Origin of the sequence: Desulfobulbus propionicus DSM 2032 (assembly GCF_000186885.1) — a bacterium.
Lineage (GTDB): Bacteria > Desulfobacterota > Desulfobulbia > Desulfobulbales > Desulfobulbaceae > Desulfobulbus > Desulfobulbus propionicus.
This window is the reverse complement of sequence record NC_014972.1, coordinates 3337452-3349424: the sequence shown is the minus strand read 5'-3', so window position 1 is coordinate 3349424 and position 11973 is coordinate 3337452. Positions and strand designations below refer to the sequence as shown.

The 11973-nt window shown below is 62.1% G+C and carries 8 protein-coding genes; 2 read left to right on the top strand and 6 right to left on the bottom strand.

Annotation, left to right across the window (positions count from 1 at the left end; genetic code table 11):
* Positions 1 to 180: 180 nt before the first annotated feature.
* Together typA and DESPR_RS14525 are read right to left on the bottom strand one after the other, a co-directional pair.
* Complete coding sequence (gene typA, locus DESPR_RS14530) at positions 181 to 1980, bottom strand: translational GTPase TypA (protein ID WP_015725555.1); 1800 nt, start codon at positions 1978 to 1980, stop codon at positions 181 to 183.
* Between the two features lie 215 nt (positions 1981 to 2195).
* Positions 2196 to 3575, bottom strand: coding sequence for a DEAD/DEAH box helicase (locus tag DESPR_RS14525; RefSeq protein ID WP_015725554.1), 1380 nt, complete (start codon positions 3573 to 3575; stop codon positions 2196 to 2198).
* Between the two features lie 171 nt (positions 3576 to 3746).
* Here DESPR_RS14525 and DESPR_RS14520 point away from each other — a divergent pair, with 171 nt between their 5' ends.
* The gene (locus DESPR_RS14520) at positions 3747 to 4430 is read left to right on the top strand and encodes a hypothetical protein (RefSeq protein WP_169701638.1); all 684 of its coding nucleotides are present in this window, start codon (positions 3747 to 3749) and stop codon (positions 4428 to 4430) included.
* Between the two features lie 32 nt (positions 4431 to 4462).
* Positions 4463 to 4804 carry a histidine triad nucleotide-binding protein gene (locus tag DESPR_RS14515; RefSeq protein ID WP_015725552.1) on the top strand — a complete coding sequence of 114 codons (342 nt, stop codon included), beginning with the start codon at positions 4463 to 4465 and terminating at the stop codon, positions 4802 to 4804.
* 27 nt (positions 4805 to 4831) lie between these two features.
* On the opposite strand, the gene DESPR_RS17510 is transcribed toward DESPR_RS14515, so the two are convergent.
* The 4 genes from DESPR_RS17510 to DESPR_RS14495 form a co-directional block, all read right to left on the bottom strand.
* The gene (locus DESPR_RS17510) at positions 4832 to 7660 is read right to left on the bottom strand and encodes a response regulator (RefSeq protein WP_015725551.1); all 2829 of its coding nucleotides are present in this window, start codon (positions 7658 to 7660) and stop codon (positions 4832 to 4834) included.
* A 6-nt stretch (positions 7661 to 7666) separates the two neighbouring features.
* Positions 7667 to 8203, bottom strand: coding sequence for a YfiR family protein (locus DESPR_RS14505; protein WP_015725550.1), 537 nt, complete (start codon positions 8201 to 8203; stop codon positions 7667 to 7669).
* Between the two features lie 12 nt (positions 8204 to 8215).
* A complete protein-coding gene (locus DESPR_RS14500) occupies positions 8216 to 10240 on the bottom strand; it encodes a TonB-dependent receptor plug domain-containing protein (RefSeq protein WP_043770162.1) in 2025 nt (674 codons plus the stop codon).
* 307 nt (positions 10241 to 10547) lie between these two features.
* On the bottom strand, positions 10548 to 11846 hold the full coding sequence (locus DESPR_RS14495) for a CBS domain-containing protein (RefSeq protein ID WP_015725548.1): 1299 nt from the start codon (positions 11844 to 11846) through the stop codon (positions 10548 to 10550).
* Positions 11847 to 11973 lie beyond the last annotated feature (127 nt).

Here is an 11973-nt window from a genome sequence, read left to right as displayed (position 1 = left end):
CAGGGCCTTGAGGACCGCATAGGTGACGAGCCCCGCGCCCACGGAGCCGTACAACAGCAGTCAGGGAATACAGTCGCCGCCTGAACGGCGCACAAGCACCGCCAAGGTGACCAATCCGGCCGCGAGGGCCACGCCGATCAGCAGCAGTTCCTTCATGCCTCCTCCCTGCGGGGGCAGAGGCTACCCCCGAATCTTGGCGTCCTTGCGCTTGCGCAGGCGAATGGCCTTGGGGGTGATTTCCACCAGTTCGTCATCATTGATGTACGATATGCAGTCTTCCAGGCTCATGTCAACCGGCGGGGTGAGGATCACCGCTTCGTCCGAACCCGAGGCGCGCATGTTGGTCAACTTCTTGCCTTTGGCCGGGTTGACGATCAGGTCGGCCGGTCGGCAGTGCTCGCCGATGATCATCCCCGGATAGACATCGACCCCCGGGCCGAGGAACAACCGGCCGCGATCCTGGAGATTGAACAGGGCATAGGCCACGGTGGTGCAGGGTTCCTTGACGATCATCACCCCGTTGATCCGGTTTTGGATCTCGCCGGCATGGGGCCCCCATTCGGCAAAGATGTAGTTCATCACCCCCATGCCGCGGGTATCGGTCATGAACACCGAGCGGTAGCCAAGCAGTCCCCGGGTGGGCACCTTGAACTTCATCCGGGTCATTTCCTTGTCCACCTGCATGTCGAGCAGCACGCCCTTGAGCTTGCCCAATTTTTCGATGACCACGCCCTGGAACTGCTCGTCTACGTCGACCGACAGCTCTTCATAGGGTTCCATCAACTGACCGTCGATTTCGCGCATGATCACCTGCGGCCGGGTTACCTGGAATTCATACTCCTCCCGTCGCATCTTTTCAATGAGGATGGACAGATGCAGCTCGCCGCGGCCGGAGACCCGGTAACCGATGCCCTCGGTCAGGGGTTCGACCTGCAGGGCCACATCGGCCAGGGTCTCGCGGGACAGACGCTCCTCCAGGTGGCGGGAGGTGACGTATTTGCCGTCCTGACCGGCAAAAGGGGAGTCGTTGGGGATGAAATTCATCGAGATGGTCGGCGGGTCGATCTCGATCAGCGGCAGGGGACGGGGATCGGCGGGATCGGTGAAGGTGACGCCGACCGTTACATCCTCCATGCCGGCCACGGCGATGATATCGCCCACCGAGGCACTGTCCACCGGCACCTTCTGATCGCCGCAGTAGCCGAAGATCTTGTTGATGCGCACCGGGGCGATCGAGCCGTCGAGGCGGGCCACCGCCAGCGGGGTCCGCAGGGTGAGGCTGCCGTTGACGATCTTGCCGATGCCCAGGCGGCCGAGGTAGGGCGAGTAGTCGATGGTGTTGATCTGCAGCTGCAACGGCGCGTTCGGGCTGCCCGAGGGCGGTGGCACGTGCTTGATGATCATCTCCGATACCGCGCGCATGCCGGTTTCCGGCGTAACCTCGGTATCCGGCTCGGCAATGGCGTAGCCGGCCTTGGCCGAGGCGTAGACCACCGGAAAATCGAGGATGTGATCCGGAGCGTCGAGGCGGTCCAGCAGGCCGAAAACCTGATCCACCGCCCAGTCGCAGCGCGCCGCTGGCTTGTCGATCTTGTTGATCACCACCAGGATGGGCAGGCCGGCGGCCAGGGCCTTCTTGACCACGAAAAAGGTCTGGGGCATGGGACCTTCCTGGGCATCGACCAGCAGGACCGCGCCGTCGGCCATGCGCAGCACCCGTTCCACCTGGCCGCCGAAGTCGGCATGGCCCGGGGTGTCGATGATGTTGATCTGGTAGTCGCCATAGGTGTAGGAACCGTTTTTCGAGGCAATGGTGATGCCCCGCTCGCGTTCCAGATCCATGGAGTCCATCAACCGTTCCGCCACCTGCTGATTGTCGCGGAACATGCCGCTGTGGCGGAACAACTGATCGACAAGGGTTGTTTTTCCATGGTCAACATGGGCGATAATGGCGACGTTACGAATAAACTGCTGATCCATACTGCTCCCGCCCCTGGATGGGGCATGTGTGGTGATGATTAAACAAGACGAGTTGCCGGAAAGCTTGGGACAATAGGCGATAGCGGTAAGCGCCGCGCGAACACCGGCAGGGTGATCGGCACGGATTGGCCGGTCTTCGGGCGAGCTGAGATAAAAAAGAGGTTATATCTACAGGAAGAAGAACAAAAAGACAAGGAGATTGATGGTCGGACCGGTCACCATCCCGAAAAAACCGCTCGGCGGGCCGCTGCCGAGCGCCGCAGGACCGGTATGTTTTCATCGACATAGTCGATCACCCGGGCGCGTTTGCCCACGGCGGGCCGCATGATCCGGCCAACCACCTGCAGCAACCTGCCCTCGAATTTGATCGGGGTGGCCAGGATCAGGGTGGACAGGCCTGGGCAGTCAAACCCCTCGCCGATCAGCTGCAGGGTGGCCACCAGCACCGCCACCTTGCCGGCCTGAACATCGGCCACCAAGTCGGCCCGTGTTTCCGGAGGAGACTGGCCGGTCAGCACCGGCGCAATCACGCCGCCAGCCTGGAGCAGATCGGCCAGGGCCTGGCAGTGCGCCACGCGATCGGAAACCACCAGGATCGTGCCCCGATGGCCGTGGCGGATCAGGGCAAGGATGTCGTCGACAATCAATCGGTTGCGCTGAAGGTTGCCGGCCAAGGCCTTGATCAGTTTTGGATATTCGCCCTGATAGCCGTAGAGGAATCCGGTCGGCCGCTGCTCAAGCTCCGGTCGGACCACCGCGCCGCTGGCGGCCAGCATGCGCCCGTCCACCGCATGCACCCGGTCGCCCATATAGATGTGGATCAACCGGGTCATGCCGTCTTCCCGCCGGAAAGCCGTGGCCGAGAGGCCCAGCATGTAGCGGCAATCAAAGGCCGACACCACATCGGTGAACAGACTGGCAGGAACCCGGTGGCACTCGTCGACCACTAGCTGACCGAACTGCCCGGGCAGGGTGTGCAGATGTTTTTTCGCGGTATTGACAATGGCCACGGTGATGGGGCGGATGTCGAATACCCCGTCTCCGGCCTGGCCGGCCTCGACACCGAGAAACTGTTCTATCCGTTGCTGCCACTGGCGCAGCAGCTCCTTGTTGTGCACCAGAATCAGGGCCGGCTGCCTGCGGCGGGCCATCACCGCCAGGGCCATGACCGTCTTGCCGGAGCCGGTGCCGGCCTCGAGCACGCCGAACGAGTGGTCCAGGATAGTCGCCACCGCCTGCTCCTGGTAGGGACGGAGCGTTCCCCGGAAAGCCAGGTCGATTTCGTCCAGGGTGCGGCGGTGGTCGACGACTTCGGGTGTTTCACCGCTTACCCGGCGGCAGATCCGTACCGCCTGGTTGCCGAAACCGCGCGGAAAGCAGATGCCGTCGTCCTGTTGACGGAAGAAAAAGAGTTTGGGTTTGAGCTGTTTGCCGATCCAGCGGCCAAACTGTTTCGCCGCCTGGTATTTGGGGTTGTCGATGGTCAATTCCGCCTTGAGGGCGGCGAGCAGCGCGGGGGAGGCCCCGGCGAGGCGGCATTCCCGGTCCACGGTAAGTTGCAGCGGCACAAGGGAAGGGCGGGCGTCTGCGGTCATGGACGGGCAGGAGGTGGCGGGAACTCGGACTTTTTCTTGTTGTCCGCCTTGACAGGGGCGTGAAAATAGAGCATTTTGATACGTTTCCTTTCGAATCGAATCCAGGTGGCCGAGGTCCAGCAATGCCACTTTTTCCTTTTCAGCCAATCCGCTCACGCGTCGCCGCTTTCCTTGCACATAGGCACAACCGGCGGCCAAGCCGACAATCTTTCTTGTTTTCCCGCCATGGTCAATAAAAAAACGCTTTCCCTCATCGGCCTGCTGGTCGCGCTGTGCCTTCTGCCCCTGGCAGCCAGGGGCGCGGCCGGCGGACCCCAAACCAAAAATATCGTCATCACCCTGCCCGCGGAAACCGTGCTGACCTCCCTGCAAAAGGTGCTGCCGTTGGACATCCCGTCGCAGAGCCGGCAGCTGCAGGGCGACATCATTCTGGAATCCCTGGACCGCCTGGCGATTCATGACAACATCATCACCGTGCGCGGCGTGCTCTCCGGCAGGAATCTGATGGTGACCACCCGTCTGGCCGGTCAGGATATCCAACTCAGGGTCGGCGAGGTCCATCTGCCCATGACCTGCGACCTGCAGACCCGGTTTGATCCGGGCAAGAAAAAATTGTACGTCACTCCCCGCTTCACCGACACGGCCCAGAACGGCGGCAACCCCGAGGACGGGCTCGCCCCCCTGCTCGGTGCCCTGGGCGGGCGGGAATATATGGTCGATCTCGATGCCTTGGAGATGATCAACCTCCGGGTCGGTTCCAAGTCCATCCCCATTGCCATGGATCCGGTGAAGATCGCGGGAGTGAACAATGCCTTGGTCTTTCACCTGCTTCCCCGGGTCGGCACCCCTCGGTAGCCCCGGCCCTTCCTTCGCACACGAGGTCCGCCATGCCTGACAACTGTCTGTTCTGCAAAATTGTCCGGGGAGAAATCCCGGCCAGCAAACTCTATGAAGACGACGAGGTGCTTGCCTTCCGCGACATCGCTCCCCAGGCGCCGGTTCATTTTCTGGTGATCCCGAAAAAGCACCTCAGCGGCCCGTCGGCGGTGACCGGGGAAGACGAACGCATCGTCGGTAAACTGATGCGGATCGGCAACGAGATCGCCGTCAAGGAAGGGGTGCCGCACTATCGGGTGGTGTTCAACAACGGCTCGCAGGCGGGACAGACTGTGTTTCATCTGCACATGCACATCCTCGGCGGCCGCAACATGGCCTGGCCGCCAGGCTGATGGAAGGGGCGTTCCGCGGTTAGACCGCTAGGGTTTGCCCAGCATTTCTTCCAGCAGGGCCGCCAGGCTCTGCACCGAGTACGGTTTTTTCACCCTGCCGACAAATCCGTACTCGGTATAGCGCCGCATCACCGGGTCCTGGGAATCGGCGCTGGATACCACGATCCTGGCCGTGGGGTCCCGTGCGAGAATCTCCTGCGCCATGTCCATCCCACCCATGCCTTCGGCAACCTGAAGATCGGTCATGACCAGGTCGTAGGGTTGGCCGTTGGCCAGCGACTGGCTGTACAGTTCCAGCCCTTCTTCGCCAGAGGCGGCGAGATCGCAGGCTGCGCCCAGATAATGAAACATGCCGCCGATCACCTCGCGGATGACCTCCTCGTCATCCATCGCCAGGATGCGGCCGCGATGACGGCGGTCATGCGGTCCGCTCCCTCCGTTCTCCCCGGTTCTTGCGGCCAGGGGCTGCTCCTCGGTCATGACCAGGGCAACAAGGGCAAGACGCAGCTCGTTCAAGACCTCTTTCGCCTCCGCTTCGCTCTCATGTTTGGCATGGGCAAAGAGCGACTGCGCCCGTTGGGCCCATCCGGCAAGCCCGCACTGCAACAGGGTGCCCTTGAGGGTGTGGGCCGCCAATCCCAATTCCTGAAAATCGCCATCGCGCAGGGACCGGTCGCAACTGGCCAGCAGGCTGGTCACGCTTCGACGCGACGTTTGCACCAGCCGTTCCACCTGTTCCAGGGAAAAATTGGCCGTGGCGTGTAGATAGGAGCGGACCAGTTCTACGCTAGCCGGCGCGGTGGGGGCCGCCTGCGCTTCGGGTTCCTCGGCCGGGGCGGGTGGATGATCGCCGTCCGGGACGAGCCATCTGCCCGCATCCACTCCGTTGATGGCCATCAAGGCATCGGCGAGCTGTTCCGGTTGAAAGGGTTTGGTCACATACTCATCCATGCCGGCTGCCAGGCACCTCTCCTGATCACCGCCCATGGCATGGGCGGTCATGGCGATGATGGGCAGGTGGGCGCCGCGCAGTCGCTTGTCCAAGGCCTGGTGCAGAGCGTCCGTCAGTTCCAGGGGCGGTGGCTGTCCCTGTTCGATGGCCCGGATGATGCGGGTGGCGGTGAGTCCATCCATGACCGGCATCTGCACATCCATCAGCACCACGTCAACCGCCTCCGCTTCCGCCAGTGTCCGCAGGCCGGCGAGGCCCTGTTCCGCGGTCAGCACCCGATGATCCCGTTCCAGAACCATTCGCGCCAGGTCACGGTTGATCTCGTTGTCATCCACCACCAGAAGGCGGAGGCCGGTTATGCGCCGCGCCGCCAAACGGTCGTTGGGCAACGCGGTCATCGCCGCCTCTTCTCCCTGTTCCAGGCAGACGGTGAAATGAAAGGTGCTGCCGACTCCGGGTTCGCTCTCCACCCACATGCGGCCGCCCATCATTTCGGTCAGTTGCCTGCTGATCGTCAGGCCCAGGCCGGTGCCGCCGTACTTGCGGACCGAGGAGCCGTCAGCCTGTTCAAAGGTGTTGAAGATCCGCTCCTGCTGTTCCTTGGGGATACCGATGCCGCTGTCGCGGACGCGGCAATGGAGCAGGCAGCCTTGCTGGGGCGGGCCATCGGACACCGGCTCGATGCTGACCGTCACCCCGCCGGTCTCGGTAAACTTGATGGCATTGCCCACGAGATTGAAAAAGATCTGTCGCAGGCGCAGATCGTCGCCGATGATCACCGCCGGCAGGTCAGGGGAGATGCTGTACTCCAGGGTCAGGCCTTTCTCAGCGGCGGGGACCTTCAAGGCCGAGATCATGGTTTCCATGAGCTGCCCGAGGACGAACGGTTTTTTGCTGAGCAGCAGCTGGCCGGCCTCGATCTTGGAGAAATCGAGAATATCGTTGAGGATGCCAAGCAGGCTGTCGGCCGAATCCTTCACGGTCTGCAGTAATTTACGCTGGCCGGGTTCCGGCCGATTGTCCAGGGCCAGCCGGGTCATGCCGATGATGGCGTTCATCGGCGTGCGAATCTCATGGCTCATGTTGGCAAGAAAAAGGCTCTTGGCCTGGTTGGCGGCCTCGGCGGCCTCCTTGGCCGCGAGCAGGTCGCGGGTCCGCTGCTCCACCTGTTCCTCGAGATAGAGGTCGCGCTGCTGGATCTGGGCGATCATGGTATTGAAGCCGGTGGACAGCAGCCCCAATTCGTCCGTGCTGCGGACCGGCGAACGGACGGTGTAATCCTGGTCGCGGGAGATCACGCCCATCACCTGGGAAAGCGTGCTGATGGGTTCGATGATGACTTGCAGCAGCCGCCGGGAAAACAGCATCGCCATGCCGAGCCCCAACAGCAGCATGACGACCATCAAGCCGGCCAACCGCAGGAGATTACGGTTGATTTCCTCCAGGCTGACCATCAGGAAAACCGCGCCAATCGCTTCCTGTTCCAGGGTGACCGGCTGCAAGATTTCCGCGTGGCGGCCATGGAACCGGAACGCCCCCAAGGCCAGCCCCGAGGGGATGCCCTCTGGGGGGCCGGGAATGACGGCTTGATCGGCGCGCGCATATTCGGCGTACAGTTCCCCCTTGGCGTTCAATATCCGTCCGGCCACGATGTTGGGCTTGGCGGCCAGGGAGCGGAGGATGATCTGGAGGGCCTCGCGATCCTCGAAGGCGATGCCGGCACTGCTGTTTTCCGCGATGACCATGGCCAGGGTTTGCACCTCATCGGCCAGTTGTTTGCGGACCAGATACCACTGGGTGGCAAAGGATGCCAGCATGACCAGCACCAGGGCGATGGTGCAGGAGAGGAGCACGATCACGTAGAGTTTGTTGCGGATGGCGAGCTGAAAAAATCTGTTTTTCATTCGAGACTACAAAACTTCGAGGGCCAGGGTGAGCAGCGACGAGCTGAATCGCAGTCCGTTCATTCTGGCCTTGGTGTTGTTGATGATAAAGGAGAGTCGTCCCTCCTTGTTCTTGAATTCGATGGTGCCGCCGGCAGCGGCGAATCCTTCCATGTCGCTGACCGTGACAATGGGGTGGCCCGCAGTCAGGCGGAGCACTTTCTGCAGGTCGGCCTGTTCCGATTTGCTGACGAACACAAGTCGGCATTGCCCGATGGCGGCGCTGGAGGCGGTGCGGCGGATTTCAATGTTGTTGCCGTTAATCTGCTTTTCCGCCAGGCCGTCGAGCGATTGGCCAAAGGGATCCGTGCCGAGGACGCAGAGGGTGAAGGGGCCGGGGGTATTCTCTGCGGGCAGGGGCCAAGCGGTGAATTTGGCGAAATTGAGTAAGAAGGCGGCCTTGACCTTGTACTCAAGTTCCGGGGAATCCGCCTTGGAGAGGCTGGTTCCCAGGAAGAGGAACAGCGCCGTCAACAGGGCGGTTATGAAGGGCTTGGCGTGCATGGCGAGTGGGCGCTAGAACCGCCAGGTGACCTTGCCGTACACGCCGCGTTCGATCTCGGTGGCCGGGGTCTGGTATTCGGACAGATAGCGGACCTGGCCGTCGTCCAACAGATTCTGGCCGGCAAGCATCACTTCCAGTTCCCGGAACGGAGTCCAGATCAGGTTGGCGTCCAGCAGGGTGTAGGCATCCAGGAGACGCGAGTCGCCTAACAAATTGGTGCTGTTTCTGCCGGAAATCGTGTCGACGTGGCGGAGCCAGAGGTTGAGCCGCCAATTCTCGGCCAGGGCGATGGAGGAGCGCAGCGAAACCTGATGTCGCGGGCTGGCCTTTGTCACCCAGTCGCTGCCGGCCTGGCTGCCGACGGCGGCGTCGGTGGTCAGATCCATTTCCAGGTGGGAGTAGGCCAAGGCAAAGGACAGCCAGGAACGAGGCTTCCAGTCGGCCGCCAGCTCGACGCCCCGGCCCGAGCCGCTCTGGGCGTTGACAAAAACGCTGTCGATATCAAGCCCCGACTGCACGGGCTGGGCGGTATAGATCTCGTCGTAGTCGTTGTAGAACAGGGCCAGGTCAAAGGAAAGGGTATCTGTTGCCTGCCAGCGGTGTCCGGCTTCGTAGGCGGTGACGATTTCGGAGTCAAAATCCGGATTGCCGGTAAAGTTGATATCGCCAATGCCGATCGGGGTGGTGCCGAGAGAGGCCGGATATCTGCCCATGAGCACCCGGCCGTGCTGCTCGACGATGGCCGGGGTGCGCACCGCCCGCGCTACGGAGGTCCAGAGGGAATGACGATCCGCGGGTTTCCACAGTATTCGGGCGCTGGGCTGCCATTCGCTACCGGTATAGTCGTTGTGTTCGTACTTGGAACCCAGGGTCAGCCACAGCCTGTCGGCCACGAGGTTGATCTCGTCCTGGAGAAAGGCGCTGTGGAGCTCGTCGCTTCGATCCGGCAGATACACCTGGAAGGTTTCGTCAAAGTCACCGGTGATCGACCGGTAGCCGGCGCCCATGGTCAGGTTTTGGCGCCCGCCGAGCGCTGTCTCGTACTGGAGATCGAGGTCGATGGTGTCGAAGGCCAGATTGAACACCGCGTCGCTGCGTTTGTTGAAATCATAATAGGCCTTGAAGGTCAGCGCCCGATCGTTGCCCAGTTCCTGGCGCCAGCGTCCCAGCAGATTCCCGCCCTTGGCGTCCAGCGCGTCATCCCGGATCGACGGCAGGGGCGAGTCGCCGGTCCAGTGGGGAAAGACCCACTGATCGCCGCCGTTGTCATACAGATCGCCCTGCAGGGTCCATTCCTTGTTGCCCGCCGGTTCGCCGTCCAGGCGAAAGCCGGTTTGCAGGGGCTTCCAGGTGTCGTTGGCGTCTTCGCCGTTTTCCTTGAGGGCGTTGCTCATGCTGCGGTCATAGGTCAGATACAGACGGCCGCTGATGGTGTCGCTGAGCGCGCCGCCGTAACGGGCCGCCGTGGACATGGCCCCGCCGTTGCCGGCACTGGCGCGGACCAGGGTCCCCTTGGTTTCCGTGGCGTTTTTGGTGATGATGTTGATGACCCCATTGACCGCGTTGGCGCCCCACAACGTGCCGCCCGGTCCGCGGATGACCTCGATGCGGTCGATATCCTCGAGCAGCGTGTTCTGCGCGTCCCAAAACACGCCGCTGTAGGCCGGAGAATACACGGAACGGCCGTCCATCAGCACCAGCAGCTTGTTGGAGGTGTACCCGGCGAACCCCCGCGAGGACACCGACCATTTGGAGGCGCTGATCTTGGCCACCTGAATGCCCGGGGCCATGGCCAGGGCATCGGCGATGGTGGTCACGCCGGAGCGGCGGATGTCTTCCTGGGTGATGACGAACACCGCCGCCGCCGCGTCCGACAAACGCTGCTCTTTCTTGGCAACAGAGGTCACGGTGATATTCATCAGCTGGGAGAGATCCAGCTCCAGATACTCGTTGGTCTCGGAAGCGGCCACCGCCGCCTGGAAACAACCGGAGCACACCAGTGCCGCCGCCGTTGCCTTTTTCTTTGAAAAAAACATAATAATCCGCCTGTGGACGGTTTCCCCCCATGCGGGGTAGGGAAAGCGGGGCCAAAGTGAAAACACAGCAATGCCGCAACCCCGCGTGATCCACGGGGGGAGGGCGATCTGTTTGTCGGGTCTGCAACGAGTGTAGCACACCCCGATCCTGGGGGACAACGGAAAGACGGATCGCGGAAGGAAAAATGAGATTCATTCCTCGTTGCCGATCATGCCGACCGGCAACGATCCGGCGCTGCATCGTGATCACGGTGGCGACTGCCCCGGCAGCCGGTACCAGGAGGGGCGTGCCGTTGGGAAAAACCGATCAGCTCGGCAGCATGCCGTAGAGGTAATTGATGACATCGGTGCGGGTGACGATGCCGATCACCTTTTCGCCTTGAACCACCGGCAGGTGGCCGATGTTCTTCTGCACCATCAGGTCCGCCGCCTCGCTGGCCAGGGCCTCGGGGGCGATGGTGGTCACCTTGCGGTTCATGAAGGCCTTGACCGGGCTGTTCCACTGCTTGGTCAGGCGCAGCTTCTTCAGGTCCCACAACACCACAATGCCTTGCAGGCGGTCATCCTCCTCGACCACCACCCCGCGGATCTTTTCCTCCTCCATGATGCGGCGGATCTCGTGCATCGGCGCATCCGGCGGCACGGTGGTCACCGGGAAGGACATCATGTCCGCCACCAGGGCACCGCCACGTTGCACCTCGTGCAGGGCGGCGATGATTTTTTGCCGGATCACCCCGGCGGTCAGTTGTTTGTCGGTGATAGTGGCCGATCCCGCGCCCGGGTGGCCGCCGCCGCCGAACCGCTGGAGGATGGTGTTGACGTTGATCTCCGGAGCACTGCTGCGGCCGATCACGAAAAATCCGCCGCCCTCGTTGACAAAGATGACGAACACCGCGTCGGCATTGACGATTTTGGCGTACAGCTGCACCACCATGGCCAGTTCGACATGCCGGCTGATGTGGACCACGCCGATGCCCACCCGCTTACCCTTGATCTCGTGCTGCTCGGCATCGCGCATCAGCCGAAACAGCACCTTTTTCTGCACCTCGCCGTAGGCCATGTTGAGAAAATCGACCGCGATGTTGAGATCCGCCCCCTGTTCGAGGAGAAAGGCGGCGGCGCGCGCGTCTTCCGGGGTGGTGGAGCTGAAGGTCAGCTGGCCGGTATCCTCGTAGAGGCCGAGAAGAAAGAGGGTGGCCTGCAGGGGGGTAAGGTCGATCTGTTGCGCCTTGATCTCCCGAACCAGCAGGGTGATGGTGGCGCCAATCTTTTCCACGCACTGCCAGTGGGGATTGAGGTCGCCAATGCCCAGATGATGATCCCAGAGCAGCAATTCGACGTCATCGCGGTCGCGGAGCTGGTCCACCCGGTCCAGCCGCCGCCATTGGTTGGTGTCGGCGACGATCAGGCGGGTGACGTCTTCCAGTTTGACCTCGCCGGCGAGAATGAGGTCAAAGGAGGTCTTGTGCAGGGAGAGAAAGCGGTGGACATTGGGGTTGACGTTCTTTGGACACACCGCCACGGTGCCGGGATAGAGCAGGGTGGCGGCGATGATCGAGGCCAGGCCGTCGAAATCGGTGTTGCGATGGGTGGTGGCGATATGCATGAAATTCCGAGTTGCTCAAGCTGAATAAAAATACAGCGGCTCCAGATTGGCTGAGGCCGCTTGCGAAGACAAACAGTCGTGGTTCGATGCACCGGACGTATCGTGTTCCAGCATATAAGACAGGCGG